This is a genomic window from Bowmanella dokdonensis (assembly GCF_017254865.1).
In the GTDB taxonomy this organism is placed as follows: Bacteria; Pseudomonadota; Gammaproteobacteria; order Enterobacterales; family Alteromonadaceae; genus Bowmanella; species Bowmanella dokdonensis.
Map to the genome: position 1 here is coordinate 288,883 of NZ_JAFKCV010000003.1, position 25,245 is coordinate 314,127.

Below are 25,245 nucleotides of genomic sequence, written 5' to 3' on the forward strand. Positions count from 1 at the left end.
GGGTCACAGAATGTTATGCGCCATATATAAGAGTCCTAAAAAAGACGAAACCTATCTTTTTGTTCCCAACCGGGACGATTTTTCTGCTGTGCCGGCCCCGTTGATGCAAAGCTTCGGTTCACCGCAACTGATCATGGTGATCGCGCTCGGACCAGAGACGAGGCTGGCACTAAGCGATGCGGGCAAGGTACGCCAGGCCATGGAGGAGAAAGGTTATTATCTGCAACTGCCGCCCCCGAAAGAGAATCTTCTCAAGCAACACATACAAAGCGCACCACAAGGAGCCACAGAATGATTAAGAAAGTATCGGTCATCGCCCTTTTCTTACTGAGCTTTACCGCCCTGGGCAAACCGAGCTTTGACGAGTACGTAGTGTCCCTTCGCCAGGAAGCTGCGGAACAGGGCTTCAGTGCCGAACTCATTGAGCAGGCCTTTGCGGATATCCGTTTCTATGAAAGGGCGGTGAGTTCAGATAAGAACCAACCGGAGTTCAAACTGACTCTGGACAAATACCTGTCCAGTCGGGTGCCGGACTGGAAAGTTAAGCAGGCCGTCGACAAGTATGTGGAAAATCGCGAGGTACTGGAGGCCGTCGGCAGGAAATTCGGTGTTCAGCCCAGGTTTATCCTGGCGTTGTGGGGTAACGAGAGTAATTTCGGCCGGATCCAGGGCAATTATCCGGTAGTGTCCGCCCTGGCCACCCTGGCGTATGAGGGGCGCCGTGAAGCCCTGTTTAAGAAGCAGTTGTTTGCGGCACTGAAGATTCTCGATGAGGGGCATGTCAGCAAGGATCAGTTTCTGGGCTCCTGGGCGGGTGCCATGGGTCAGAGTCAGTTTATGCCCACTTCGTTTCTGGCCTATGCCTATGACTTTGACGGCGACGGTAAAAAAGATATCTGGCAGAATCAGGCCGATGTGTTTGCATCCATTGCCAATTATCTGAAAACGGTGGGCTGGGATGACAGTCAGACCTGGGGCCGTCAGGTGACTATTCCGGCTGGGTTCGACTTACAACTCACGGGCCTGGAGAAGGATAAAATGAAAACGCTTAGTGAATGGCAGGCCCTGGGCGTGCGCCGTTATGACGGCTCGGATTTACCTGGGCGGGACTTGCGCGCCAGCCTGATTATGCCTGACGATGAACACGGGCGCCTTTATCTGGTTTATGACAACTTCCATACCCTGATGAACTGGAACCGTTCCACCTATTTTGGCAGTGCCGTGGGCTATCTTTCTGACCGTATCAAGGCTGAAATCCGGGAGTCGCATGTATCAGCACCTGGACAATAAACAGCAGCCCATCGGGCTGCCGGTCGGTAAGGCTGTTTGTGTGGGGCGTAATTATCTGGCCCATATACAGGAGCTGAACAATGAGGTTCCGGAACAGCCATTGCTGTTTATCAAACCGGCCACCTCGATGGTCCCTTTTACCGACGACATCGTCGTTCCTGTTGTGCAGGGACCCTGCCACCATGAGCTGGAACTGGCGTTACTGATCGGGAAACCCATCCGGGGAGTCAGCGAGCAACAAGCCATGCAGGGTGTGTGGGGCATCGGCCTGGCCCTGGATTTGACCTTGCGTGAAGTGCAGGATCAACTTAAGGCCAAAGGACAGCCCTGGGAGCGGGCCAAAGCCTTTGACGGCAGTTGTCCCCTAAGCGGCTTTGTGCCACTGGGCCAGTTGCCACAGCCACAAAGATTGCAATTCCAGCTTGAAGTCAACGGGCAAGTGCGTCAGAAGGGCGATGCAGGGTTGATGATCCACAGCATGGCGGCGCTGGTGGCAGAGGTTTCGCGTTATTTTACCCTGCAACCCGGCGATCTGGTGCTGACCGGTACCCCTTCCGGTGTCGGTCCCCTGCAGCCAGGAGATAAGCTTAGGGCCAGTATGGGCTCACTGCTCGCCGCGCAGGCGCAGGTGAGAGCTGCATGACACAAGCAAACAGATTCTGGGAGCACAAGGACCTGGAGCAGATGAATGACCGGGAATGGGAGGCTATCTGTGATGGTTGCGGCAAATGCTGTTTGCACAAGTTTATCGAGGATGAGGAGGGCGATGACCAGCCCACCGATTTCCTGCGTGACGGCGAACAACTGGTGTATACCAGCGTGGTCTGTCATCTGCTCAACACCAAAAGTTGTCAGTGTACCCAGTATGCGAAGCGCACTGAGCTTGTGCCGGATTGCGTGAAACTGACCCGGGACAATCTGAAAGACATTTTCTTTATGCCACCCAGTTGCAGCTACCGGCGGCTGCACGAAGGGCGGGGCCTGCCATCCTGGCATCCGTTGCTGCATAAGGGCAAAAAGTCTGCCATGCATCAGGCCGGCATGTCGGTCAGGGGCAAAACTGTCTCTGACGACGGTATGGAGCCAGAGGAGTTTGAAGAGTATATAGCCCTGTGGCCCCTTGAGGATCTGGACTGACTATCATCAGTCCAGCCAACTGAACGAGCGGCGCAGGAACGCCATCGCGTCCTTCTCTATCCATTGCCCATGGGCCAACAGGATACGTTCGGGCCGCCAGTCATATAACTGTTGCAATGACTGTCTGGCCTGACTTTTATTGAAGAGAAAACTCAGGCGCCAATCCAAAGGTGTCCTGCCGTTAGGAGCCAGAATACCGGAAAGTCTGGCGGCCCATCGTCTCCAGCCGTGAAAGTAGTCCCTGGGAAAATTCTCCACCAGGTCGGTCAGGATCAATGTCCTGGAGGGCGGGTGAAAAAATACTGCCTCCATCATGACGGCACTTCCCTTGAAGATATGTTGGTCAATCTGTCCCTGCCAGGCAGAGGGGGGACTATCCGTCAATATGCCGTCGAAGGCCAGGTCGGGTCGTTTCTCGGCCAGTCCCGGCGCACCATATGCCCCCGCCTGAGGATAGCGTCGCTGCCAGTCGGCCAGAGACAGGTGGTGCAGCTTGTTGGGGGCAATCAGATGACAGATCGGGCCCAGGGCGTCTATCGCTGTCGTCAAGCTGTCTGACAATTGCGCAGGTGAATGAATCCACAGACTGCCATCTTTCAGCCTGACCACTGTCATTCTGGTGCTGTAAGGCAGTCCGTAGAAGGGGACTGCTGGCCCATCATGGATCCAGAGATCCCGGGCCAGAGCTTTTAGCGGTGGACTATCCATGTCGTGTCTCTCCAGGCTCAGCCGCTGATGCGTTTTTCTCTTAACTTCAGGTAGAAAGGACGACATTGTTCCACAACATCTATTTGTGCGCCGGTCAAGTTCAACTCTTTCTCCTGATAGGGAGCGAAACCGGTGGAGGCCTCCACAGAATGATACCAGTGGGGGGCCCATACCCCGTCGCTGTCGCGCCTTCCAGGCGGCCAGCTCAGCATCTGCTCATAGAAGGGTACATTTAATGCCTCGCACAGGGCCGGGATCATGGTTTGCGGATCTTTGAGCACATCATTGCCATCCAATACGGGAATCTGTTGATCGCTGATGCGGCTTATCTGCTCGTACAGTTCATACTGGCGTTCAATGCCGATATCTTCAGCGCTGCATTGGCCCATACTATTAGTGTAGGAGTTGACCACCTCGGCAGGGTCCCGGATCAGGAAGCAATGCCGGATATCCCTGCACCAATTCATCTCACAGCCTGGCAGCATATGGTGAGTCATATGTTTCTGGTATTGCAGCTTGCTGGAAACGGGGGTTTCACTCAGTTCTTTGGCCACTGTCATATAGTCCGAGCTCTGGGCCGCCAGAATCTCATCGAAAAAGGGATGATCTGCCCGGGTTTTATTCAGGTAATAGGCGTAAAAAGGCTCGTCAACCACTTCGCAGTCGGGACGGTTTTCCCAGCTGCGCATCATGGCAGTGGACAGATTGCGTGGTCCCGACCACATGGCAATTCTTATCGTCATAGGGACTGGCCCTCCTGTTCTATCAACTGCACATAGTGTTGCTGTAACCTGTCAATCATCGGCCAGGTGCCATCACCAATCTGGCGCCCGTCTACTTCCCTTACCGGCGTCAGGCCGGCGAAAGTGCCTGTGACAAAGGCTTCCTCGGCGCCGTAGACATCCGACAGGCTGAAATTACGTTCAAAGACAGGGATCTGGTTGGCCTTGCACAAATCGATCACGTTACGGCGGGTAATACCGTCCAGACAATAGTCGCCACTGGATGTCCAGACTTCGTTATTGCGCACAATAAAAAAATGAGTCGAGTTGCAGGTGGCTACAAAACCATGGGGATCCAACATCAGGGCTTCGTCGGCACCCGCTTTGGCGGCCTGGATGCAGGCAAAGATGCAATTGAGCTTGGAATGGGTATTGAGCTTCGGATCCTGCACATCCGGGTAACCCCTTCGCACATGACTGGTAAACAGACGGATCCCTTTGAAATCGGACGTTCTTAGGGGTGTTTTGAATTCAGCAATAATGACAATAGTCGCCTTGCCCACAGTGACACGCGGATCCTGATAGGGGGTGGCCTTAAGGCCCCTTGTGACCATCAGACGGATATGCACACCGTCCTGCATATGGTTGGCCTGACAGGTGCGTTCGATGCGTTGAACCAACGCCTGAGGGGTAATGCCAATATCCATATCCAGGGCCTTGGCCCCGTCGTACAAGCGCTTCATATGACGATCGATAAAAGCCAGCTTGCCATGATGCAGGCGGATACCTTCCCACACGCCATCACCCAGGATAAAGCCGCTGTCAAACACGGATATCTTGGCATCTGCCCTTTTGATCAGTTCGCCATTGATATTGATCAGTATCTCCGCATTGCGCGGATCATCCTGATACTCATGGGTACCTTTCGCCATCCTGCTCTCCTCTGTTCTTGTTGTTGTTGAACCTTGCCCAGCTTAGCCGAAAGGGAGCTGGAATTTCATCCCCCGTGGGCCGAGGCAGCCGAATTATCCGATGTAGATCAATTGCTGGTCGTATAACAAAGCGGCAAATAAAAGCTGACAAATCGACAGATTTGTCTGACACTCTTAAGGCGCTGTTGCCATATGGCCTGCAGGTGAGGTGACAGCTTGGCTTCCCGGGATGGGAAAGGTGCGGTCTGGTCGCGCTGATACACCGATCGGTGTTATCCGGCCATTATCTGACGGGATCCCGAGTGCGTTTACTAAACTTATTGATTCTGCTGATCGTTTTGCCTGTCGTGGGACAAGAGGCTCCCGCAAAGAAGTTACCGCCACTGGTGATTGGCATACAACAGATCGACCATTACCCTCATTACGATATTACCAGGGGTGAGCTCAGGGGCTTCGCTGGTGATCTGTTCAGGCGCTTTGCCAGGGAGTATGACCTGGATATCCGCTATATCCCCATGCCTGTTAAGCGCCTGTTCAGCGATGGCCAGGCAGAAACAATCGACTTTATCTATCCGGACAACCCCAAGTGGCAGGCTCTCAGGGAAGGGGACGATGGTCGTTACTACAGCCATGCAGTGGTATCTATTCTGGGGGTGGCCCTGGTGAAGCCCGAGCACGTCTCCATTAGCCTGCCGCAGGTCCGTTCCTTATCTATCGTGCGCGGTTTTACTCCCACCAAATGGCTGTCGGTCAAGCCCAACCATAATTTTGAATTTATTGAAGTCAACGACAGCCTGGCTGCCGCACTGATGGTCCTCAAAGGGCGGGTCACTGTCGCAGAGGGAGAATATAATGTCATCATGCATCAACTGTCCCAACTGGGTTTGCAGGACAGTCTGGTGGTGGCTCCCAATCTGCCCGTATCCAGAGTCAGCTACCATCTCTCCACGGTGAGGGAACTGGACAGACTAAATCAGTTTAATCAGTTTCTGACTGACCATCAGGTGGACATCCAGCAACTGATGGCCAACTACGGACTGAAAACGGATTTGCCGGAGCTGGCCGGTAAATAATACCAATCGGATTAATCAGCAGTTATGCGGTTCCTTTTGACCCCAGAAACAAAAATCCCGCCATTGGCGGGATTAAAGGGAGAGGGATCAGACTGGTTTCAGCTGATACGGTCGAGCAATTCTTTACCAATCTCTGTGCCGATGTGGCCATTGGTTTCTGCCCAGGTTTGCAGCGGCATGCCGTCCTGTTCGGCCTGGGTCAGATCGGTTTTGGTCATTTTCTTGATCATATAGGTGCCCACTTCTACCGCATTGTTTTCCATGGAGTAGCGAATCAGGCTGCTACCACCACAGCTGATGCCGGTGTAGTAATCACCCAGGCGCAGGTTGTAGTCGTCCTGCACTTTTTTCAGTTTCTTGCGCAATTCGGACTTGTCATCGTTCTTCACGATAGTGCAGATATTTTGCAGATCGTCGTTGATGTCGGCAAAACTGGCAGGGGCAAATGCCGCAGCAGACAGGGAAACCAGGATGGCGATAGCTGAATTTTTCATGTTGATGGCCTCTTAAATTAAACAAAGTGTTAATGGTCTTGACGAGGAAAAGTGTATGAAAAAGATTCAACAGCCGATAGGCTGAAAATCGTACCTGAGTATGTGAACTGATACCTTTTAGTGACAAGCAACTGCATGGGCGGGCATAGGGGGCGGGATGGGTGATCTGCCTGCGCAAGGAATAGTGCGCAGGCGGGTTGGCCAGGGGCTTCCCTGACCAGAGGGGTACGGCATGGCTTGAGAGGTTAAATCAGGACGATGAGGCCGGATTCTGTCCGGCCCAGACAAGTCAGGACTGGCTGACGAGTTGTCCGAGAATCGCCTTGGCTTCGCCTCTGTCCAGACAGGCTTCGAACGGCGCTTTGTCAAAGTCCCGGGCATCAATGAGCTGCCGCTGGCCTCTCCAGCTTCGATCTCCTTGGTGGATCTCTGCGCTGCAGCTTATTTGCTGGCCCTTGGGATGGTAGCTAAGTCGCACCTGCTCACTGCGACGGACCAGTTCTCCATACGGGTAGCCAGGCTCGGTATACAGCTTCTCCAGACTCTGGGCCTGCCCCAGTCCACTGATGACCAGGAATAGGGTAAGGATAAACAGAAAGTGCTTCATGGTGTTTGTCTCCGGGTTAGCGAATAGGCAGGTAAGAAATTGTTAATCATTCGCCGTTTCTTCCTCCGGCGGTTGACTTGTATTTTCTTTACCTTGCCTATAAATTAGTGATGGTTAACAGGACTGACAAACGATTAAAACTATCAACAAGATAAGAATATCTTAAGTGAAGATGCGACTTCCCCCTCTTAAGTCACTACAATACTTCCAGGTGGCTGCCAGCTTGCTCAGCTTCAAACAGGCGGCGTCACAATTGAATGTGACCCAGGCAGCGATCAGCCAGCAGATAAGGCTGCTCGAGTCCCATTTGGACTTACCGCTGTTTGTGCGTCTGAACCGGGAGGTCAGACTGACGGAGCAGGGGCAACAGTTGTTCGGTTATGTGACCGAGGCCTTTAACAGCCTGGAGCAGGGGGTGGCATCGCTGGGAAGGGATCCCCGTCCGGATGTGCTCAACATTACCCTTATACCCTCTTTTGCTAATCGTTGGCTGGCTTCCCGGCTGGGCGACTTTCATCGCCAGCATCCGCAGTTCAGCGTACGTTTGCTGCCCACCACGCAAAGGCTGGAGTTTGAGGGAACGGATCTGGATCTGGCTATTCGTTTCGGCCAGGGCAGCTATGCCGATCTGCACAGTATCAAGTTGCTGGATGACTATTTCTATCCCATCTGCCATCCCAACCTGTTAAAAGCCAGCCGGGACTTGCGTCAGGTGCCGCTTTTGGTGGATGTGTCAGGAGATGATCAGCAGGCCCTGGGGCTTTTTATGCAGGAAAATCATCTGCAACTGACTGATTGCAATGTGGCTCTGCAGTCCCAGGACTCCAGCCTGATTATCGAAGCTGCACTGGCCGGCCAGGGGCTGGCGCTGGTCAGGCACAGTTTGGTCTATGAACTGATCCAGCGCGGGTTGTTGGCCCGGGTGAATGATTTTCAGTGTGCCAGCCTGTACAGCTATTATCTGGTTGCGCCACAACGTTATTTTGAACGGGAAAAAATCCGCCAGTTTCAGCAATGGCTGACCCGGGCCATGGCCCCTATATCAGAAGCGGCAATTCACACCAGCAAATAACCGCCGTCTACATTGACACAGGCCCCGGTGGTATAGCGACTGGCGTCACTGGCAAAGTAGAGAACCTGGCCGGTCATTTCTTCCGGTTCGGCGGCCCGGCCCATGGGAATATGCGGCAGTACTTGTTTCATAATATCCGGATTGTCAGTAATGGCACTGGCAAATTTGGTGTTGGTCAGACCGGGCAGCAGGCAGTTAACCCGGATGCCTCTGGCGGCCCATTCTTTGGCATGAGCCCTGGTCATGGCAATCACCGCCGACTTGGTGATGGAATAGATGCCCTGACCTTCGCCGGGGATCACACCGTTAACCGAGGCCACATTTACGATGCTGCCACTGCCTTGCTTTTTCATCTGTTGGCCCACCAGGTTAGTCATATAGAAATAGCCGCGGATATTAATCTCCAGCGTCTTGTCGAAGGCCTCCACCGGCGTCTTGTCTATGGGACCGAAGTAAGGGTTTGCCGCAGCATTATTTATCAGTATGTCAATACGGCCGAAACGCTCGATGATTTGCGCTACCGTCTGCTGCATGGCAGCAAGATCGCCGATATGACAGGCCATAGCCTCAGCCTGACCACCGGCCTGGCGGATCTGTCCGGCAACCTGTTCACAGCCCTCCAACTTGCGGCTGGACACGATGACCCGGGCCCCCTGTGCGGCAAGCGATTTGGCGATGGCCTCACCTATGCCGCGGCTTGCACCCGTAACCAGCGCAACTTTGCCGGTTAGGTCGAAGGGATTGGATGGACTCATCATTGGCTCCTTATCTGAAGGTCAGTAATTCGGGATGGGGCAAAAAGTGTTGGATTTGGTTAAATGTCAGCAAGCGCCAGCGATCGCCCACTGACAAGAAGCTGGTCACAGAGCCATTGGCAATCCGGCTGTTCAGGTGAATGGCCTGGATACCGTCCAGTTTCATGGCTGCAGCTGTGAGGGCGGCAATCACGCCCCCTGAGGTGAATACCCAATGATGGCTGTCCGTGGTAAGGGCCTGCATGCCCCGGTGGGTGCGGGCAGAAAATGCCTGCCAGCTTTCTTTATAGTCCCCCTGTTCAGTCCCTGACACCCAACGCTGCATGGCCTGCTTAAATATCTGCATAAAGGCCTGTTCGGGTTCTGCTTCTTCCTGCAGGGTCTTTTGCATCTGAGCCGGATCCCGCCACTGGGGTCTCACGCAAAACAGCACGTCCAGAAAGTCGAACTCATCGAAATCGTCACACAGCCTCACTTGCTGGCTCAACCCCGCACCGTTTAAAAATGCCTGACCACTTTGCTGCTGTCGCCTGAGACTGCCGCAATGAAACCTGGCCTGCTCAAGCAGATCTTGCATCTGTCTGCCCAGATGCTGCATCTGCCGGTGGCCCAGTGCGCTCAGATCGTCATACTGGTGCAGATCGCTGGCAGCTTGCCCATGGCGGACCAGATGCAGATACCTGATAGTCATTGTTGCTCCATCAATGCCAGACAGCGCTGGTGCAGATGGTTACTGAGATGCCCGAAACCGGCAAAGCGTGCATCCTTGGTCTGGCCGGTAAAATAGCGCTGATAGATTTGCTGGACGATGCCGGCCAGACGGAACAGGCCGAAGATCTGATAATAACCAAAAGGCACGGGATCACGGCCAGTGGCCTCAAAATAGGCAGCCACCATGTCATCGCGACTCAGCATGCCCGGCAGATGAGTCGGTTGCAGCCTGACCTGTTGCATAATGGTATGATCCTGGGGTTCCACCCAATAAGCCAGAGCGCTACCCAGATCCATCAAGGGATCGCCCAGGGTGGCCAGTTCCCAGTCCAATACCCCGATAACTTCAAGGCTGTCCGGGTCAAGCACCAGATTATCGAACCGGTAGTCGTTATGGATCACACAGGGAGAGTCTTCAGCAGGCTGATTGGCATCCAGCCACTCACTTATAGGAAGAAAATCGGCCACATCTTCTGTCTTGGCTCTTTCCAGTCGTTTTCGCCAGCCCGATATCTGGCGCTGCATATAGCCTTCGCCTTTACCCAAACCCTCCAGGCCACAGCATTTGATATCCAGGTTATGCAACCGGGCCAGTCCCTCAATATAGATCCGGCACAGGGAGTCACTGGTGGTAGGGCTTGCAGGCAAAGAATCCGGCAATTCACGGCGCAGAATCAGGCCCCTTACTTCACTCATCAGATAAAAATCACAAGCCATTACCCGATGGTCGGTGCAGATAAGCCGTACCTCGGGCACATAGGGATAATGGGGTTTAAGCGCCTGCATCAGCTTTGCCTCACGGGCCACATCATGGGCGCCTGCCGGCAGTTTGCCAAAGGGCGGTCGGCGCAGGATGAATGTGTCGTTATCGTAGGCGAGCCGGTAAGTGAGATTGGACGCCCCGGCCGGAAACTGACGGATCTGTGGCTGGCCCTGAAGGTGTGGACATTGGCTTTTCAGCCACTGATCTACCCTCTCCAGCGGCAGATGCTCACCGTCTCTAGGGGCTATGGTGTTGTCTTGCTCGCGCATAATATTCCTTACTCAGAGTTTACGCATCAGGGAATACAAGGCGCCAGGATGCAGGCGCTTGAGGTACCACATCCAGCGCTCACGCCTGTGAGGCAGGCATAAGAACTGGCCCTGATCCGAGGCTTCAATGATAATCGTGGCTACCTCATCGGCATTCAGGGGGCTGCGCTGCATCAGCTTCTCCACCGCCAGACGGGCTTTTGCATCCTGCTTCGGAATACTATGTGCCAGGGCAGTCTGGAAAAATGCCGGACAGGCGACCGTTACTCCAATCTTTTCCTTACCCAGTTCCTGTTGCAACACCTCCGAAAGAGCAATCACCGCCGCCTTGCTGGCACTGTAAATGGAGGTGTGGCTGCCACACAGCAGACCGGCCATGGAGGCAATATTGGTCACATGGGCCTTTGCGCTCTGTCGCAGCTGAGGCAGCAGCAACCGGGTCAGCCGCGCCTGTGCAAACAGATTCAGCTCAAATACCTGTTGCCAGTCCTCGTCCTGCTGCTGTTCCAGCTTGCAGATACGCCCAGCAATGCCGGCATTATTGTACAGTCTGTCAATGTGGGACCAGGTGGAGATAACCTCATCAATAGCCTGCCGGCAGGCCTGCGCACTGGTCAGGTCGGTTTGAATAAACCGGCTGTGACCGCCAAGGGCATTCAGCGTCCTCACTGCCTGTTGACCATTTTCAGGATTGATATCCAGGATAAAGATTTGGTCGCCGCGTCTGGCATGGACTTTGGCCAGGGCCAGACCCAGCCCGTGGGCACCACCGGTAATCAGAATGTATTGGCTCATAGATGTCCGTATTTCTTCAGTTCCAGTTTGGCGATGGTGGCGCGGTGAACCTCATCGGGGCCATCGGCGATGCGCAGCACTCTGCCGCCGGCCCAGAATTCAGCCAGTGGCAGGCTGTCATCCACTCCGGCGCCGCCGTGCATCTGGATAGCGTCATCTGCTACCTGCTGCATCAGATTGGCTGCCACCACCTTGATTTGCGCTACCTCGCAGATGGCAGCCTTGATGCCCTGGTTGTCGATGAGTCTGGCCGTATGCAGGCACAGGAGCCGGGCCTGATCGATGGCCATCCTGTGATTGGCGATACGCTCCCTGTTGCCGCCTAAATCGATCAGCGGCTTGCCGAAAGCCCGACGGTGGATACCCCGCTCAATCATCATTTTCAGCAGACGTTCAGCGGCGCCGATGGCGCGCATGGCGTGGTGGATCCGTCCAGGTCCCAGTCGTCCCTGGGCGATTTCGAAGCCGCGACCGGGACCGGCAATAATGGCACCCAGTGGCAGGCGCACATTGTCGAAGCTGACTTCCCCGTGACCCTGTGGCAGGTGCCTGCTCCCAAATACACTGAGCAATCGCTCTATTTTTACCCCCGGATGGTCCCTGGGCACCAGGACCATGGAATGTTGCTGATGCTTGGGGGCTTCCGGGAAGGTCAGGCCCATAAAGATCAGCATCCGGCAGTTTGGATGGCCGATTCCCGTGCTCCACCATTTGCGACCGTTAAGCACTACCTCATTGCCCTGGATTTGGGCAGTGGCCTGCATATTGGTGGCATCGCTGCTGGCTACCTCTGGCTCGGTCATACAAAAGGCCGAACGGATGTCCCCGCGCAGCAGGGGCTTAAGCCATTGCTCCTGTTGTAGCTGCGATCCGTAATGTACCAGCACTTCCATATTTCCCGTATCAGGGGCATTACAGTTGAATACTTCGGGGGCCAGCAGGCTGTGTCCCATTGCCTCGGCCATCAGGGCGTATTCATAGTTGCTAAAGCCGGCGCCATACTCCTTAACCGGCATAAACAGGTTCCACAGTCCCTTTTCCCGGCAATCCAACTTAAGCGTCTCAAGCTCTGGCATCAGTTGCCAACCCCGGTCTGGATTGGCCATGGCTTGTGCAAAGGGCTGTTCCAACGGAATGATTTGCTGCTGTACCCGTTCTGTGACCTGCTTGAGCGTCTGCCGGGCATGGAGTGAAAGTTCGAACATGCAAAGAGCCTGAGGATTTGAACTTGCTTGCAGTCTAGTTAATTCATTCGTATAAAAGGAATGAATTCTATTTATTACTTTTGATTCAGATAATGAATATTAATAAGCTGGATTTGAATCTGCTGGTGCTGATGAAAGTGCTTTACGACTGTCGCTCCACTACCCGGGCCGGGGAGATCCTGCATGTCTCCCAACCCGCCATCAGCCATGCCTTGAACCGTTTGCGTCTCGCCCTGGACGATCCACTGTTTGAACGACGGGGACGGCGTATGGTACCCACTGCCAAGGCTGAGCGGTTGGTCACTGCAATGACCCCGGCTCTGGCTCTGCTGGACAGCAGCCTGGCCCAGTTGCACAGATTTGACCCCGGCCAGTCCAATCAGCGGTTCGTGCTGGGGCTTAACAGCGCTATAGAGAACCTGTTGTTGCCGCCGCTGATGAGCAGACTGGCACAGGCGGCACCCAGGGTGACGGTGACCGGGCAGGGCATCAGTCGCGAGTCTGTCATTGAGCGACTGGTAGGCGGTGAATTTGATCTGGCCATTGACGCGGCCACCCTGGTCAATGATCAGATTCAACAGCAGTTGTTGCTGCAAAGCGACTATGTGGTACTGGGCCGACAAGGCCATCCCCTGCTGGCGCAGTCCTTATCACTGTCCGGGTACTTAGCGGCCAAACATGTGCTGGTCAGCCGCCGGGCCCAGGGACAGGGAATAGAGGATCACTTCCTGGCCCGTCATGGACACTCAAGAGAGCTTTCTATGCGTTGCCAGAGTCATTGGACTGCTTGCCAGTTGGCGGCGGGAACAGATTGCCTGGTGACTCTGCCCAGGTTGTTTTTCTCCCAGATTCAGAGGCTGCATGCTTTTTCCCTGGCTGATTTTCCCCTGCCTGAACTGAAACTGGAGGTCTATCTGTATTGGCACAGATCCCGAGGTGAGGATCCCGCTAACGTTTGGCTTCGGGAGCAGATCCTGGCGCTGATCCCTGCTCTGTGAGCCGGGTCGGTTAATCTAGCCTTTGCTTCCTGACAGGTTTTATGAAATTAATAAAAAAGACCAGTCTGGTCCGGCCACCTAGAGGCTGTTTATCTTTCATGTGCGCCTCTGCTGGCGGCTATTTTCTTGTCCAGCAAGGCGGCAGGAGTGAAGTTTAGTGGGCCTAAATAAGCGACTGATGACGCCACTGGGCGGGAAAATAGCCCCAGCCCTATGGGTTGAGCCATTTTTATCTCTCACCAGAGGGGCATATGAAAGATAAACAGCCTCTAATGTCACAGGAGAATAACATGCAACGAAATTGGATGATCTATGGTGCTAATGGCTACAGTGCCAGCCTGATTGCCAGGGAGGCCAAGGCCCGTGGTATGCAGCCGATTCTGGCTGGCCGCAGCGGTGAAAAGATCAAAGCGCTGGCCGATGAGCTGGCGTTGCCGTCCCGGGTGTTTGACTTGTCCGATGGTCAGGCGGTCCGCCAGGCCCTCAACGATGTGGACTTAGTGCTGCATTGCGCCGGTCCTTTCTCCTCGACCAGCCAGCCGATGCTGGACGCCTGCCTGGATACCGCCACCCACTACTTCGATATTACCGGCGAGATAGCCGTATTCGAGCAATGCCACTCCACTGACACAGACAAGAGAGCCAGGGAAGCCGGTATCCTGGTCTGCCCGGGAGTGGGGTTCGATGTGGTCCCTACCGATTGTCTTGCCGCCAAACTGAAACAGGCCTTGCCGTCGGCTACTCATCTGGAACTTGCCTACAAGGCCGGCAAACACCTAAGCCCGGGGACAGCCAAGACCATGGCAGAGGGTATGGGAGAGCTGTGTAAGGTAAGGGAAAACGGCCGCATCAAGGGTATTTATTCCAGAACCCGGCAGATCGATTTCGGCCAGGGAGAGCGACTGGCTATGACTATCCCCTGGGGCGATGTCAGCACCGCCTATCACAGTACCGGCATTCCTAACGTGGCTGTGTATGTGCCCGTTTCACCCAACACGGTCAAACGGGTACACAGGATGCAAAAATTCCGCTGGTTCTGGTCCCTGTCCTGGGTACAGGCCTGGAGCAAGAAACAGGTGGATAAACGTATTAAAGGCCCGTCTGAAGAAGTACGCAGGGAGAGTCCCACCATTTTGTGGGGGCAGGTATGGGACGAACAGGGTAATCGCAAAACGGCTCGCTTTATTACGCCCAACGGTTATGACCTGACTATCTCAGCGCCACTGGCCATGATCCAGGCGCTGATGGCCGGTGAGGTGAGTGGCCAGGGTTGTACCACCCCGTCGAAGATGATGGGGGCGGACTTTGTCTGGCGACTGCCCGGGGTCACCCAACTGGAGTGGCTTTCAGAATGAAGGCCTGATGTGTTACGAGTCTTTGTCGGGGAGGGTATCGGCAACGTAGGCCCCTCTTTCTCCCATCGGCTTGTCCGGTCCCTTTGTGCTGTCCTGATTGGTCTGGTGCTCAGTAGCGGCATTGAATTCGGCGCCAAAAAGGATGATGTAGGCACTCAGGTAAAGCCACATCAGCAGAATCACAATGCCGCCCAATGAACCATAGGTCTCGTTATAACGAGAAAACTCGCTGACGTAGAGGGAAAAAGCCGCAGAGGCCATCAGCCAGAGCAGGGTGGCAATCGCCGAACCCGGCGTGATCCAGCGCCATTTGGCCCGTCGTCGATAGGGGGCATAACGATACATTAGTGACAGACCTAAACTGAAAATCAGTGCCAGAAACGGCCAGGTCAGGCCGGAGAAAAGTTGCTCGCCGATGCGGCCCAGGCCAATGGATTCAAGCAGCAAGGGCAGCCAGGTAATCAGCGACAAGGAGATGACCAAAAAGACCACTGCCCCCAGGGTCAATGCCAGGCGCATGAGCAGGCCCTTCAGCCATCCCCGATCCTCTGCTTCCCCGTAGGTGATATTGGAGGCCGACATCAACGCCTGGGCCCCTCGGCTGCCGCTCCAAAGGGCAAATAGCAGACTCAGCAGGGCGCCCATGCTCAGGGTTGCCTGCGATGAGCCTACAAGTCGCCCGGCATGTTCCAGCAAAAGCTGTCGGCTGTCGTAGGGCAGTATACCCACCATGGCATCCAGGTGTTGGGTCAGCTGCTGGCTGTCCACCAGGAGTCCATACAGGGAAATAAACGCCGCCAGCAACGGGAACAGGGCGAGCAGGAAATAAAAGGCCACGCCGGCAGCTATCAGTGGCAGTCTGTCATCTGCCATTTTGCGGAAGATACGCCGGCTGATAGCCCACCACCCGGCCAGTGGGATCTGACCCGGATGAGAGGCCTTGTGGCCCTTGTTCATTGCCTGTTCCTTTGCTTGCTCTGGTCTTAACCTTGAGTGTAGACAATGCCAATCCGCACAAGGGACCAGGCACGGATTCAACAGGAAAATTCTGATCAGCCTCAGACCCCGCCGGCCAAATCCATAAAAGTACCGGTCAGATAGGAAGCCTGATCCGACAGCAGCCAGGCAATGGCCGCGGCCACTTCTTCCGGCTCACCGCCCCTGCCCATCGGAATCCGGCTTTTCAGCCTTTCGATGCGTTCCGGTTCCCCGCCGTCTGCATGCATCCGGGTGTGGATAAAGCCCGGCCTGACCGCGTTTACCCGGATACCCTGCGGTGCGACTTCCACCGCCAGGCCTCGGGTCAGACTGTCGATAGCCCCTTTGGAGGCTGCATAGTCGATATATTCGTTGGGGGAACCTGTCCTGGCGGCCACCGAGGACACATTGACGATGGCTGCGCCTGATTGCATGCGCTTAAGAGCCTCCCGGCAACACAGAAAGGTGCCGGTGACATTGACCTGCAGCAGCCGGCTGATCCGCTCGACATCCATATCAATGAGTCTGGATTGCGGCAGCAGGATCGCGGCATTGTTAACCAGATGGGTCACAGGTCCCAACAGACTATCTATCTGCTCAAACAGCCGGATAACCTGTGCCTCATGACTTATATCGGCCTGAAATGCTTGAGCCTGGCCGCCCCCGGAGCGAATTTTCTCCACCAGCTGACTGGCTTCGTCCTGTTGTCTGAGGTAATTGACTGCCACCTGATAGCCCTGAGAAGCGAGCAGCAGGCTGGTGGCGGCGCCTATGCCACGGCTGCCGCCTGTTACCAGCACGGTTTTACTCTGGGTCATGGGATTCCCATCAGATCTTAAGTGTTGCCAAGGTAAAAGAGGCTGACTTGTCTGGTCAAGCAATCGATGCCTTTTCAGTCTGCTGGGGGGAGCTACAAAATACTTCCTTGTATCTGGCCCTTTGGGCCAGCCTGCGGCTGTTCCAGTTCGTTCCAGACGAACTGGTGAACCCTCTATGGGACTTGCAATTCCCTAATTCAACCAATAAAAAAACCATGCCTTTCAGCGCAGGCAAGACTGGATAGAAAAGCGGCAGCCTGTATTGCAGTTAGCAAGATCCGATGGGGGAGCTATTCGGCCCATCCCTGGCCTCACCCTTCGGGCTATCGGCAGACGGCAGCGATGTTCGGCAACGCTCCAGACGTTGCTCGTGAACCCCCACGGGGGCGCGCGTCCGCCGCAGCGGCCAAATTAAAAAAGGCCACCTTTGCGGGGTGGCCTTTTTTAATTTGGTGGAGCTGGGGGGAGTTGAACCCCCGTCCAGAAAGCGTCAACTGTTGGTACTACATGCTTAGTTTGTCTTTTATTTAACTACTTCGAACTCCGACAAACAGGATTTCTCGTAGCGGTCCTGATTCTATTTCGCGGTTCAACCCCAGGCGGGTTTCCCTCGCTAGTCCATGTGGATGACCTTCCGAACCTCTACCCATGGACAAAGCCAGAGTGGAAGGGCTCACGGCCGGTTATTAAGCGGCGAGAGCGTAGTTTTCGTCGTTTGCGACTACTTTAATGCGGTTTTTTTGAGAGGCCAACCGCATCCTCTGCATGCACCTCGAGCGTCCAGAATCCTGTCGAATCCTAAATCAGCCCCGAAAGCGTTTTGTCACTCTATCTAAGTGAGGGCGGAGTCTACTTTATTCAAGGGTGGTAAGGAAGATTTTCCTTACGCTGAATTCCGCCTGGTACTCAGACAGCGTGTTTCATGATTCGTTCCTTCTGCCGCGACCAGTCTCTGTCCTTAATGGTGTCACGCTTGTCCTGGCTCTGCTTGCCCTTGGCCAGATAGATCTCGACCTTGACCCAGCATTTTTTCCAGTACATGGCAGTACAGACAATGGAGTATCCCTGACGCTCGCGCAGGCCGATCAACCGGTTCAGTTCGCGACGCTTGAGCAGCAGTTTACGGGTCCGGTTTGGATCGCAGACCACATGACTTGACGCCTGATTCATGGGTTGGATCTGGGCGCCAAGGAGGTAAGCTTCGCCATTTTGGATAATCACATAACTGTCGGCAATATTCGCCTTGCCGGCCCGGATACTTTTGACTTCCCAGCCCTGCAGGGAAACACCTGCCTCGAACTTGTCCTCCAGGAAGTATTCATGCCTGGCTTTTTTGTTCAGCGCTATGGTATTGCTTTGATTGGATTTTGAGTGCTTCTTGTTCATCGCCGCGTATTATACCCGAACCATTTTTATTAGCGAGTGGAAGGACCACCGGATGCGTTTTTCAGGCATGCATCATGGCGGGCTTTACGGTTATACTGCAACGAATTTTTCTCGTCTCCGGTTGGTTTAATTGTGGGACGAAAAGCTGAAGCTCCCGTGCAGAGGAGTGGCAAAGAGGAGTACTGATGCCAAACGTGAATCGCAGTGCGCTGGTCAGTTTCAGCGCCGAGTCGATGTTTGATCTGGTCAACGATGTGAGCGCCTACCCCTGCTTTTTGCCGGGCTGTGCCGAAACCAAAGTACTGGAAAGCGATGAAGCCCATATGAAAGCCTCTCTGCTGGTCAGTAAGGGCGGCCTTAGGCAGTGGTTTACCACCCTGAACGAACTCAAGCGCGGCGAGTACATCCGCATGCAGCTGGTCGACGGACCGTTTACTCATTTGCGGGGCGGCTGGCAGTTTATTCCTCTGTCAGAGGATGCCTGCAAGATTGAGTTAAACCTGGAGTTTGAATTTTCCAGCCGTCTGGCACAGATGGCTTTTGGCAAAGTGTTCTCCAGTATCGCCAGTAATATGGTGGATGCCTTTACCAAAAGGGCCAGGGAGGTTTACGGTGACTGATAAGCAGATTCGGCTGGAAGTGACTTACGCCCTGCCGGACAAACAGGCGCTGCTGGAAGTGGTGGTCGAGCAGGGCAGTACGGTGGAGCAGGCAATCCGCGCTTCGGGGATCCTGCAACGCTTTCCTGAGATCGATTTGGATAATAACAAGGTGGGCATCTGGTATCGCACCTGCAAGCTGTCCGATGAGCCCAGGGAAGGTGATCGCATTGCCATTTTCAGGCCACTGATTGCCGACCCCAAGGAAGCCAGGCGTCGCCGTGCCGAGAAGGCCAAGGATGAGGGCAGGGCAGACAAGGTGACTGGCGGACGGCCCAATCCCCTTAAGCGGCAGGAAGGGGACGAAGAGGAACAGCCTGATTGAAATAAGCGGCGACAAAATAGGAAAAAGCCAGCAAACGCTGGCTTTTTTCTTTTCTATTCGGGTGTTAGCACTTACTGGTCCAAGGGGGTATTAAAGTCTTCGCCCATTTCGAAGTCGCCGCTGACTTTGGCCAGCTTGCCATTGTCGAATTCTATAATCAGTTCCTTGCGCACATGGTCGTCACTCATACCACGCTTCATGGTATAGACGTAATACCACTTGTCCTGGTTGAAAGGGTCATTGACCACGGGCTGGCCCAGCACATAGATCACCTGTTCCTTGGTCATCTGAATACGCAGTTTCTGCACATCCTTTTCGTCCAGGTAGTTTCCCTGCGGAATATCAATACGGTAAATCCAACTGCTGCAGGCCTGCAAGCTGGCAATAACAAGGAGACTGATGAGGAGTTTTGTGTACTTCATATTATTTTGCTTTTCTCAAGGAGGCAGCATCCTAACTTAGTGGCAGGTGACTGTCTATCTGCCTGCCTGATTGAGGCTGCCAATAAAGAAGCGCCCGGAACAGGATTCAACGTCCTGCTCCGGGCTCCTCCACGCAAATTGTTAGCTTCTATATGTGGACAGGCTGCACGGATTCAAGTGCAAAATAGGAGTCAGTGCTGGCCTAAAAGTTCCCGGGCATTAGCCAGGGCCGACTCAGTCAGTTTGTCTCCGGCCAATAATCTGGCAAGCTCTTCCACCCGCTGATCCTGTTCCAGGGACATCATATGGGTTTCGGTGGTCTTGCCGTCACTGAACTTGGTGACCAGCATCTGATGATGACCACTGGCGGCCACCTGCGGGAGGTGGGTAACACAGAGCACCTGGGCGGTTTCTCCCAGGCGTCTTAGCAACTGCCCCACCACCGAAGCGGTGGGACCGCTGATACCGGTGTCCACTTCGTCGAAGATCAGGGTGGGCACCTGATGGCTGGCACTGGAAATAACCTGGATAGCCAGACCGATACGGGACAGCTCGCCGCCCGAGGCGACTTTCTCCAGCAGGTCGGGTGTCTGCCCCGGGTTCGTGGCTACCAGCAGATGCACCTGATCCAGACCATGGCGACTGGCCGGGGCCTGTTCATCGTAACTGACCTGAACCTGGAAGCAGGCCTGCTTCATATTCATCAGTCGAATCTGGCTTTGCACCGCTTCAGCCAACCTGTCGGCAGCCTGCTGACGGGATTGGCTGAGTGCCAAAGCTGAATGCTGGTAGGCCTGATACTGTAATTCCAGTTTACCGGCCAGTTCATTGAGCAGATCATCATCCTGTTGCAACTGGTCAAACTCGCCCAGCAGTTGCTGATGGTACTGATACAAACCTTCTGGCACTACCTGATGCTTGCGCGCCAGCTCCATGGCTCGTGAGAATCGTGCTTCAACCTGCTGCATGCGCAGGGGATCGATCTCCAGTCCTTCCATGTAGTCTCGCAATTGCTGGGAGGCCTCGTCCACCTGGATATTGGCCTCTGACAGCAGCTCAACGATCGGGCCCAGGGTAGCGTCATGTTCCTGCAACTCTGACAGGCGGTCGATAGACTGCTGGATAATGGACAGGGCATTGATCTCATCAGAGTCGTATAACTGATAAAAGCTCAACTGTGATTGTTCCAGCAGGCTCTGGCTGTGGCTCAGCCTTTTATGCTCGGTTTCCAGTTGTTCGAATTCGCCTTCTTCGATGGCAAATTCATTCAGTTCCTGTACCTGGTACTCCAGCAACTGGCGCCTGGCCTCACGTTGTTCGCGACTTTCCTGCAGTTCCTGATAGTGTTTTCGACTTTCCTGCAGGGCCTGATATTGCGTCACCACCTCCTGCTGAAGAGATTCATGATCGGCAAACTCGTCCAGGATCACGCGTTGGTTGTCTGCTTTGAGTAACTGATGATGGGCGTGCTGACCATGAATATTGACCAGATACTGGCCCAGTCCCTTCAATTGTTGCAGGGAAACGGGCACCCCGTTGATAAAGGCTTTGGAACGGCCTTCTGCCGAGATCACCCGGCGGATGATACAGTCCTGATCCTCATCCGGATCCGCCAGTTCCTGCCGGGCCAGCCAGCGTTGCGCCTGCGGCAGATTGGCCAGGGTAAAACAGGCGGTAATTTCGGCCTTGTCAGCTCCACCGCGTACCATGCCCGCGTCGGCTCTTTCACCCAGGCATAATCCCAGCGCATCGATGGCAATGGATTTTCCCGCTCCCGTTTCGCCGGTAATGGCAGTCATACCGGATTGCAGGTCGATGTCCAGGGACTGGACGATGGCGAAGTTACGCACAGAAAGTTGCAGCAGCATGATAAACACCTGTTAATCTATACAGATGCTGTAACTATATACAGTAAATTTATCTTGTCCAGACAGTGGAAAAGATTTTTGCAGAATGAGGGTGGTGAGTGGGCAGAAAAAGTTTGAGAGGTCACTTGGTTAAGTCAGGTTTTCTCCTCACTCAATACAGCTTACTGCCCCAGCCCAGCTTGGTGCGAAGTACATTGAAATAGTTGTAACTCTTGGGATGGATCAGGCGCAGGGTATAGGGATTCTTGCGGATACGAATTTCGTCTCCCGGCAGCACGCTCAGTACCACATGGCCGTCGCAGCTGACCTGAAGTGCTTCGCTGTTATCAGGTGATACCACCAGACGCACCATGCTGTTGGCATCCACAACGATGGGACGGCTGGACAGCGTATGGGGAAACATGGGCACCAGGCACAAGGTATCCAGGTTGGGGGTGATAATGGGGCCCCCGCCGGACAGGGAATAGGCAGTAGACCCGGTAGGGGTGGCCACGATCAAACCGTCTGAACGCTGGCTGAAGACGAAGTGGTCATCAATGTAGACTTCAAACTCCATCATGTGAGCGACCTTGCCGTGGTGGAGGACTGCTTCATTGATCGCCGCATTGTTGCTCTTTAGCTGATCATGGCGGTAAACCTCCACCTCCAGAAGAAAGCGCTGCTCGGTCTGGTAGTTGCCGGCAAAAATATCGTCCAGTTCGGTTTCGATATTATCCGGGTGGATATCGGTCAGAAAGCCCAGATTACCCCGGTTAACTCCTACGACGCCTACATTGAAGCGTGACAGTACCCGGGCAGCACCGAGCATATTGCCGTCGCCGCCCACTACTATGGCCAGGTCCGCTTCCCTGCCAATGCTGACCAGATCCAGAACTTCGAGTTCGCTTTCGTCCAGCTCTTTGGCAACCCGCTCTTCCACCAGGATGCGGCAGCCGCGTTTTTTCAGATAGGCATGGATGGCGCTGAGGCTTTCTGTCGCCCCTTCATGGTTGAGTTTGCCAATCAGTCCTATGGTGTCAAAACCTGCTTGCATCCGCTTAGGCCGTGTGGAGTTTGTCGCCTATCTTATTGAAAATTATCGTCACTTCACAGGCAAATATACAAGCTCTGCGGGACTTGCCCTGCCAATACCCGCAGATAATTCAGGGAAATAAAAAAAAAGCCCTTGAATCGGCCGGCGGCAACCCCATCTAGAGCAGCGATTAATTTTCATAACCGAGAGTTTTGACGGAGAGGCGAATGAGCACTGAGCAGCAGCCAGAAAAAGATCAGGATCAGCCCCAGGCTGACACGGCCGAACAGAATCAACAGAGTGAAGCCGGACAGGAGTTGAGCCCTGAACAACAGCGGATTGCCGAGCTGGAAGCCGAATTGGCTGCCGCCAAGGCAACCCTGAGCGAACAGAAGGATTCCGTTTTACGGGCCCGCGCCGACATGGACAACGCCCGCAAGCGTGCCGATGCAGAAGTGGACAAGGCGCGTAAGTTTGCCCTGGAGCGCTTTGCCGGCGAATTGCTGCCGGTTATCGACAATCTGGAGCGTGCCCTGCAGGTGGCCGATGCGTCCAATGAAGCGGTTAAGCCCTTGGTGGAAGGGGTGGAACTGACGCACAAATCCTTTATTTCCACCATAGAGAAATTCGGTATGCAGGTCATCGACCCGCAGGGTCAGCCTTTTAATCCGGACCTGCATCAGGCCATGGCTATGCAGGAAAGCGCCGAGCTGGAGCCCAACTCGGTGATGGCGGTGATGCAGAAGGGCTATGAGCTGAATGGTCGGCTGCTGCGTCCGGCCATGGTCATGGTGTCCCGTGCCCCGGACGGCGGTGTGGATACCGAAGCCTGAGCACCAGGCATATAAACACAGAGATTTTGGGGATTTTTTTGCTGACCTTGTTGAAAACAAAGTGTCACAACCCCACAAAGAGAACATCAGGTTTTAACGAATCATTTGGAGTGGACTAATGGGTAGAATCATTGGTATTGACTTGGGTACAACCAATTCATGTGTTGCCGTGCTGGACGGTGACAAACCTCGTGTAATAGAAAATGCCGAAGGGGATCGTACTACCCCCTCGATTATCGCTTTTACCAAAGACGGCGAGACATTGGTTGGTCAACCTGCCAAGCGTCAGGCCGTTACCAACCCCAAGAACACCTTGTTCGCCATCAAGCGGTTGATTGGTCGTCGCTGGGAAGACAAAGAAGTGCAGCGCGACATCGACATCATGCCGTTCGGCATCATCAAGGCTGATAACGGTGACGCCTGGGTCGAAGTGAACGACAAGAAAATAGCACCGCCGCAGATTTCTGCCGAAGTGCTGAAGAAGATGAAGAAGACTGCCGAGGACTACCTGGGTGAGGAAGTCACCGCGGCCGTGATCACGGTACCGGCCTACTTCAATGACTCCCAGCGTCAGGCTACCAAAGATGCAGGCCGTATTGCCGGGCTTGAAGTGAAGCGGATTATCAACGAGCCCACCGCTGCGGCCCTGGCCTATGGAATGGACAGGAAGAAGGGTGACAATGTCATTGCTGTCTACGACCTGGGCGGTGGTACGTTTGATATTTCCATCATCGAAATCGATGAAGTGGAAGGGGAGCATACCTTTGAAGTTCTGGCCACCAACGGTGACACGCACTTAGGGGGTGAAGATTTCGACAATCGCCTGATTACTTATCTGGTGGACGAATTCAAGAAAGACCAGGGCATGGATCTGCGTAAGGATCCCCTGGCCATGCAGCGTCTCAAGGAAGCGGGTGAGAAAGCCAAGATTGAGCTTTCTTCTGCCCAGCAGACCGAAGTGAACCTGCCCTATATTACTGCAGATGCTTCAGGTCCCAAGCACCTGACCATCAAGGTGACCCGCGCCAAGCTGGAATCCCTGGTGGAAGACATGGTCAAGAATTCACTGGAGCCGGTCAAGCAGGCGCTGGCCGATGCCGATCTGTCAGTGAATGATATTCACGATATCATTCTGGTGGGCGGTCAGACCCGTATGCCGCTGGTACAGAAGTATGTAACTGAATTCTTCGGCAAAGAGCCGCGTAAAGACGTCAACCCAGATGAAGCCGTAGCAGTGGGTGCGGCTATCCAGGGCGGCGTGCTGGCCGGCGAGGTGAAAGACGTATTGTTGCTGGATGTGACGCCTCTGTCCCTGGGTATTGAAACCATGGGCGGTGTGATGACCAAGCTGATCGAAAAGAACACCACGATTCCGACCAAGAAGTCGCAGGTGTTCTCCACTGCCGAAGACAACCAGTCTGCGGTAACAGTGCACGTGCTGCAGGGGGAGCGTAAGCAGGCCTCCGGCAACAAATCACTGGGGCAGTTTAACCTGGAGGGTATTCGTCCGGCTACGCGTGGCGCGCCGCAAATCGAGGTGACCTTCGATATTGATGCAGACGGTATCCTGCACGTCTCCGCTAAGGACAAGGACACCGGCAAGGAGCAGAAGATTACCATCCAGGCTTCCTCAGGTCTGTCCGAGGAGGAAGTGAACCAGATGGTACGGGACGCCGAAGCCAATAAGGAAGCGGACAAGAAGTTCGAGGAGCTGGTACAGGCTCGCAACCAGGCCGATGGACTGGTTCACGCCACCCGCAAGCAGGTGGAAGAAGCCGGCGATGCGCTGGGTGAGGACGACAAAGCGAAGATCGAAGAGGCCCTGTCCGCACTGGAAAGCGCCATTAAGGGCAGTGACAAGGCTGAGATCGAAGCCAAGACCCAGGCCCTTATCGAGGCGTCCGGCAAGCTGATGGAAGTGGCCCAGGCCAAGCAGGCCCAACAGGGTGCTGAAGGTGAGGCCCAGGCTTCCAAAGCAGGTGACGACGACGTGGTGGATGCCGAGTTCGAAGAAGTCAAAGACGACAACAAGAAGTAATCTTGAGTCACCTTAACGCG

Annotated in this window: 28 protein-coding genes and 1 other RNA gene; 12 read left to right on the forward strand and 17 right to left on the reverse strand. The window is 54.5% G+C overall.

The annotated features are described in order from the left end of the window. Positions 1-10: 10 nt before the first annotated feature. The 4 genes from J0A66_RS07295 to J0A66_RS07310 are packed head-to-tail and all read left to right on the forward strand — an operon-like array spanning position 11 to position 2,427. Positions 11-295, forward strand: a complete 285-nt coding sequence (locus J0A66_RS07295; protein WP_206573131.1) for a YcgL domain-containing protein — start codon at positions 11-13, stop codon at positions 293-295. Beyond that, complete coding sequence (locus tag J0A66_RS07300; RefSeq protein WP_206573132.1) at positions 292-1,290, forward strand: lytic murein transglycosylase; 999 nt, start codon at positions 292-294, stop codon at positions 1,288-1,290. Before J0A66_RS07295 ends, J0A66_RS07300 begins: the two co-directional genes overlap by 4 nt. Then, positions 1,268-1,933, forward strand: coding sequence for a fumarylacetoacetate hydrolase family protein (locus tag J0A66_RS07305; protein WP_206573133.1), 666 nt, complete (start codon positions 1,268-1,270; stop codon positions 1,931-1,933). The genes J0A66_RS07300 and J0A66_RS07305 overlap by 23 nt, the downstream gene beginning before the upstream one ends. Beyond that, positions 1,930-2,427: a YcgN family cysteine cluster protein gene (locus tag J0A66_RS07310; protein ID WP_206573134.1), complete on the forward strand. Its 498-nt coding sequence runs from the start codon at positions 1,930-1,932 to the stop codon at positions 2,425-2,427. The genes J0A66_RS07305 and J0A66_RS07310 overlap by 4 nt, the downstream gene beginning before the upstream one ends. Positions 2,428-2,433: 6 nt before the next feature. Here the strand turns inward: J0A66_RS07310 and J0A66_RS07315 are convergent, their stop codons facing one another. Genes J0A66_RS07315 through J0A66_RS07325 form a run of 3 tightly spaced genes read right to left on the reverse strand, consistent with a single transcriptional unit; the run spans position 2,434 to position 4,789 of the window. Then, positions 2,434-3,135, reverse strand: a complete 702-nt coding sequence (locus tag J0A66_RS07315; protein ID WP_206573135.1) for a DUF4336 domain-containing protein — start codon at positions 3,133-3,135, stop codon at positions 2,434-2,436. Between the two features lie 17 nt (positions 3,136-3,152). Further along, positions 3,153-3,878, reverse strand: a complete 726-nt coding sequence (locus J0A66_RS07320) for a sulfotransferase-like domain-containing protein (protein WP_206573136.1) — start codon at positions 3,876-3,878, stop codon at positions 3,153-3,155. Next, positions 3,875-4,789, reverse strand: coding sequence for an aminotransferase class IV (locus J0A66_RS07325; protein WP_206573137.1), 915 nt, complete (start codon positions 4,787-4,789; stop codon positions 3,875-3,877). Before J0A66_RS07325 ends, J0A66_RS07320 begins: the two co-directional genes overlap by 4 nt. A 302-nt stretch (positions 4,790-5,091) precedes the next feature. On the opposite strand from J0A66_RS07325, the gene J0A66_RS07330 reads away from it, so the two are divergent. Beyond that, the gene (locus J0A66_RS07330; RefSeq protein WP_206573138.1) at positions 5,092-5,862 is read left to right on the forward strand and encodes a substrate-binding periplasmic protein; all 771 of its coding nucleotides are present in this window, start codon (positions 5,092-5,094) and stop codon (positions 5,860-5,862) included. 98 nt (positions 5,863-5,960) lie between these two features. On the opposite strand, the gene J0A66_RS07335 is transcribed toward J0A66_RS07330, so the two are convergent. Beyond that, positions 5,961-6,356 carry a DUF3718 domain-containing protein gene (locus J0A66_RS07335; RefSeq protein WP_206573139.1) on the reverse strand — a complete coding sequence of 132 codons (396 nt, stop codon included), beginning with the start codon at positions 6,354-6,356 and terminating at the stop codon, positions 5,961-5,963. A gap of 289 nt (positions 6,357-6,645) precedes the next feature. Then, positions 6,646-6,963, reverse strand: coding sequence for a hypothetical protein (locus J0A66_RS07340; protein ID WP_206573140.1), 318 nt, complete (start codon positions 6,961-6,963; stop codon positions 6,646-6,648). Positions 6,964-7,135: 172 nt separating this feature from the next. Here J0A66_RS07340 and J0A66_RS07345 point away from each other — a divergent pair, with 172 nt between their 5' ends. Further along, entirely contained in the window at positions 7,136-8,035 is a 900-nt protein-coding gene (locus tag J0A66_RS07345; RefSeq protein WP_241264089.1) for a LysR substrate-binding domain-containing protein, read from the forward strand. Here the strand turns inward: J0A66_RS07345 and J0A66_RS07350 are convergent. From J0A66_RS07350 to J0A66_RS07370, 5 genes are read right to left on the reverse strand one after another with little or no spacing between them, the layout of a single operon-like run. Beyond that, the gene (locus J0A66_RS07350; RefSeq protein ID WP_206573142.1) at positions 8,020-8,790 is read right to left on the reverse strand and encodes an SDR family oxidoreductase; all 771 of its coding nucleotides are present in this window, start codon (positions 8,788-8,790) and stop codon (positions 8,020-8,022) included. The two genes, J0A66_RS07345 and J0A66_RS07350, sit on opposite strands and share 16 nt — an antisense overlap. A 10-nt stretch (positions 8,791-8,800) precedes the next feature. Then, positions 8,801-9,481 carry a histidine phosphatase family protein gene (locus tag J0A66_RS07355; protein ID WP_206573143.1) on the reverse strand — a complete coding sequence of 227 codons (681 nt, stop codon included), beginning with the start codon at positions 9,479-9,481 and terminating at the stop codon, positions 8,801-8,803. Continuing rightward, positions 9,478-10,533, reverse strand: coding sequence for a phosphotransferase family protein (locus tag J0A66_RS07360; RefSeq protein ID WP_206573144.1), 1,056 nt, complete (start codon positions 10,531-10,533; stop codon positions 9,478-9,480). The genes J0A66_RS07355 and J0A66_RS07360 overlap by 4 nt, the downstream gene beginning before the upstream one ends. 12 nt (positions 10,534-10,545) lie before the next feature. After that, on the reverse strand, positions 10,546-11,328 hold the full coding sequence (locus tag J0A66_RS07365; RefSeq protein ID WP_206573145.1) for an SDR family NAD(P)-dependent oxidoreductase: 783 nt from the start codon (positions 11,326-11,328) through the stop codon (positions 10,546-10,548). Next, positions 11,325-12,533 carry an acyl-CoA dehydrogenase family protein gene (locus J0A66_RS07370; RefSeq protein WP_206573146.1) on the reverse strand — a complete coding sequence of 403 codons (1,209 nt, stop codon included), beginning with the start codon at positions 12,531-12,533 and terminating at the stop codon, positions 11,325-11,327. The genes J0A66_RS07365 and J0A66_RS07370 overlap by 4 nt, the downstream gene beginning before the upstream one ends. Positions 12,534-12,625: 92 nt before the next feature. Between J0A66_RS07370 and J0A66_RS07375 the strand changes: the two genes are divergently transcribed. Together J0A66_RS07375 and J0A66_RS07380 are read left to right on the forward strand one after the other, a co-directional pair. Then, on the forward strand, positions 12,626-13,531 hold the full coding sequence (locus tag J0A66_RS07375; protein ID WP_206573147.1) for a LysR family transcriptional regulator: 906 nt from the start codon (positions 12,626-12,628) through the stop codon (positions 13,529-13,531). A 290-nt stretch (positions 13,532-13,821) separates the two neighbouring features. After that, on the forward strand, positions 13,822-14,886 hold the full coding sequence (locus tag J0A66_RS07380; protein ID WP_206573148.1) for a saccharopine dehydrogenase family protein: 1,065 nt from the start codon (positions 13,822-13,824) through the stop codon (positions 14,884-14,886). Between the two features lie 12 nt (positions 14,887-14,898). On the opposite strand, the gene J0A66_RS07385 is transcribed toward J0A66_RS07380, so the two are convergent. The 4 genes from J0A66_RS07385 to smpB all read right to left on the reverse strand — a co-directional run bounded on the left by J0A66_RS07385 (position 14,899) and on the right by smpB (position 18,068). Further along, complete coding sequence (locus tag J0A66_RS07385; protein WP_206573149.1) at positions 14,899-15,843, reverse strand: YihY/virulence factor BrkB family protein; 945 nt, start codon at positions 15,841-15,843, stop codon at positions 14,899-14,901. Between the two features lie 101 nt (positions 15,844-15,944). Further along, positions 15,945-16,682, reverse strand: a complete 738-nt coding sequence (locus J0A66_RS07390) for an SDR family oxidoreductase (RefSeq protein WP_206573150.1) — start codon at positions 16,680-16,682, stop codon at positions 15,945-15,947. 450 nt (positions 16,683-17,132) lie between these two features. Then, positions 17,133-17,493, reverse strand: a transfer-messenger RNA (tmRNA) gene (ssrA, locus tag J0A66_RS07395). A gap of 95 nt (positions 17,494-17,588) precedes the next feature. Next, a complete protein-coding gene (smpB, locus tag J0A66_RS07400) occupies positions 17,589-18,068 on the reverse strand; it encodes an SsrA-binding protein SmpB (RefSeq protein WP_206573151.1) in 480 nt (159 codons plus the stop codon). A gap of 185 nt (positions 18,069-18,253) precedes the next feature. On the opposite strand from smpB, the gene J0A66_RS07405 reads away from it, so the two are divergent. Beyond that, entirely contained in the window at positions 18,254-18,688 is a 435-nt protein-coding gene (locus J0A66_RS07405) for a type II toxin-antitoxin system RatA family toxin (protein ID WP_206573152.1), read from the forward strand. Further along, complete coding sequence (locus tag J0A66_RS07410; protein WP_206573153.1) at positions 18,681-19,052, forward strand: RnfH family protein; 372 nt, start codon at positions 18,681-18,683, stop codon at positions 19,050-19,052. The genes J0A66_RS07405 and J0A66_RS07410 overlap by 8 nt, the downstream gene beginning before the upstream one ends. A gap of 71 nt (positions 19,053-19,123) precedes the next feature. Here the strand turns inward: J0A66_RS07410 and J0A66_RS07415 are convergent, their stop codons facing one another. The 3 genes from J0A66_RS07415 to nadK all read right to left on the reverse strand — a co-directional run bounded on the left by J0A66_RS07415 (position 19,124) and on the right by nadK (position 22,375). Then, positions 19,124-19,474, reverse strand: a complete 351-nt coding sequence (locus tag J0A66_RS07415; protein WP_206573154.1) for an outer membrane protein assembly factor BamE — start codon at positions 19,472-19,474, stop codon at positions 19,124-19,126. 191 nt (positions 19,475-19,665) lie between these two features. After that, entirely contained in the window at positions 19,666-21,342 is a 1,677-nt protein-coding gene (gene recN / locus J0A66_RS07420) for a DNA repair protein RecN (protein ID WP_206573155.1), read from the reverse strand. Positions 21,343-21,493: 151 nt separating this feature from the next. After that, positions 21,494-22,375 carry an NAD(+) kinase gene (gene nadK, locus J0A66_RS07425; RefSeq protein ID WP_206573156.1) on the reverse strand — a complete coding sequence of 294 codons (882 nt, stop codon included), beginning with the start codon at positions 22,373-22,375 and terminating at the stop codon, positions 21,494-21,496. 206 nt (positions 22,376-22,581) lie between these two features. Between nadK and grpE the strand changes: the two genes are divergently transcribed. Together grpE and dnaK are read left to right on the forward strand one after the other, a co-directional pair. After that, positions 22,582-23,187: a nucleotide exchange factor GrpE gene (gene grpE / locus J0A66_RS07430; RefSeq protein ID WP_206573157.1), complete on the forward strand. Its 606-nt coding sequence runs from the start codon at positions 22,582-22,584 to the stop codon at positions 23,185-23,187. 118 nt (positions 23,188-23,305) lie between these two features. Beyond that, on the forward strand, positions 23,306-25,225 hold the full coding sequence (dnaK, locus tag J0A66_RS07435; RefSeq protein ID WP_206573158.1) for a molecular chaperone DnaK: 1,920 nt from the start codon (positions 23,306-23,308) through the stop codon (positions 25,223-25,225). Positions 25,226-25,245: the final 20 nt, after the last annotated feature.

Coding starts and splice junctions, on each gene's coding strand:
- J0A66_RS07345 (WP_241264089.1), top strand. CDS start 7,136: ATGCGACTTCCCCCTCTTAAGTCACTACAATACTTCCAGGTGGCTGCC.
- J0A66_RS07415 (WP_206573154.1), bottom strand. CDS start 19,474: ATGAAGTACACAAAACTCCTCATCAGTCTCCTTGTTATTGCCAGCTTG.
- J0A66_RS07355 (WP_206573143.1), bottom strand. CDS start 9,481: ATGACTATCAGGTATCTGCATCTGGTCCGCCATGGGCAAGCTGCCAGC.
- J0A66_RS07340 (WP_206573140.1), bottom strand. CDS start 6,963: ATGAAGCACTTTCTGTTTATCCTTACCCTATTCCTGGTCATCAGTGGA.
- J0A66_RS07360 (WP_206573144.1), bottom strand. CDS start 10,533: ATGCGCGAGCAAGACAACACCATAGCCCCTAGAGACGGTGAGCATCTG.
- J0A66_RS07365 (WP_206573145.1), bottom strand. CDS start 11,328: ATGAGCCAATACATTCTGATTACCGGTGGTGCCCACGGGCTGGGTCTG.
- J0A66_RS07385 (WP_206573149.1), bottom strand. CDS start 15,843: ATGAACAAGGGCCACAAGGCCTCTCATCCGGGTCAGATCCCACTGGCC.
- J0A66_RS07405 (WP_206573152.1), top strand. CDS start 18,254: ATGCCAAACGTGAATCGCAGTGCGCTGGTCAGTTTCAGCGCCGAGTCG.
- grpE (WP_206573157.1), top strand. CDS start 22,582: ATGAGCACTGAGCAGCAGCCAGAAAAAGATCAGGATCAGCCCCAGGCT.
- dnaK (WP_206573158.1), top strand. CDS start 23,306: ATGGGTAGAATCATTGGTATTGACTTGGGTACAACCAATTCATGTGTT.
- J0A66_RS07380 (WP_206573148.1), top strand. CDS start 13,822: ATGCAACGAAATTGGATGATCTATGGTGCTAATGGCTACAGTGCCAGC.
- J0A66_RS07300 (WP_206573132.1), top strand. CDS start 292: ATGATTAAGAAAGTATCGGTCATCGCCCTTTTCTTACTGAGCTTTACC.
- J0A66_RS07305 (WP_206573133.1), top strand. CDS start 1,268: ATGTATCAGCACCTGGACAATAAACAGCAGCCCATCGGGCTGCCGGTC.
- J0A66_RS07375 (WP_206573147.1), top strand. CDS start 12,626: ATGAATATTAATAAGCTGGATTTGAATCTGCTGGTGCTGATGAAAGTG.
- J0A66_RS07320 (WP_206573136.1), bottom strand. CDS start 3,878: ATGACGATAAGAATTGCCATGTGGTCGGGACCACGCAATCTGTCCACT.
- J0A66_RS07335 (WP_206573139.1), bottom strand. CDS start 6,356: ATGAAAAATTCAGCTATCGCCATCCTGGTTTCCCTGTCTGCTGCGGCA.
- J0A66_RS07350 (WP_206573142.1), bottom strand. CDS start 8,790: ATGAGTCCATCCAATCCCTTCGACCTAACCGGCAAAGTTGCGCTGGTT.
- J0A66_RS07370 (WP_206573146.1), bottom strand. CDS start 12,533: ATGTTCGAACTTTCACTCCATGCCCGGCAGACGCTCAAGCAGGTCACA.
- J0A66_RS07325 (WP_206573137.1), bottom strand. CDS start 4,789: ATGGCGAAAGGTACCCATGAGTATCAGGATGATCCGCGCAATGCGGAG.
- recN (WP_206573155.1), bottom strand. CDS start 21,342: ATGCTGCTGCAACTTTCTGTGCGTAACTTCGCCATCGTCCAGTCCCTG.
- nadK (WP_206573156.1), bottom strand. CDS start 22,375: ATGCAAGCAGGTTTTGACACCATAGGACTGATTGGCAAACTCAACCAT.
- J0A66_RS07315 (WP_206573135.1), bottom strand. CDS start 3,135: ATGGATAGTCCACCGCTAAAAGCTCTGGCCCGGGATCTCTGGATCCAT.
- J0A66_RS07310 (WP_206573134.1), top strand. CDS start 1,930: ATGACACAAGCAAACAGATTCTGGGAGCACAAGGACCTGGAGCAGATG.
- J0A66_RS07390 (WP_206573150.1), bottom strand. CDS start 16,682: ATGACCCAGAGTAAAACCGTGCTGGTAACAGGCGGCAGCCGTGGCATA.
- J0A66_RS07295 (WP_206573131.1), top strand. CDS start 11: ATGTTATGCGCCATATATAAGAGTCCTAAAAAAGACGAAACCTATCTT.
- smpB (WP_206573151.1), bottom strand. CDS start 18,068: ATGAACAAGAAGCACTCAAAATCCAATCAAAGCAATACCATAGCGCTG.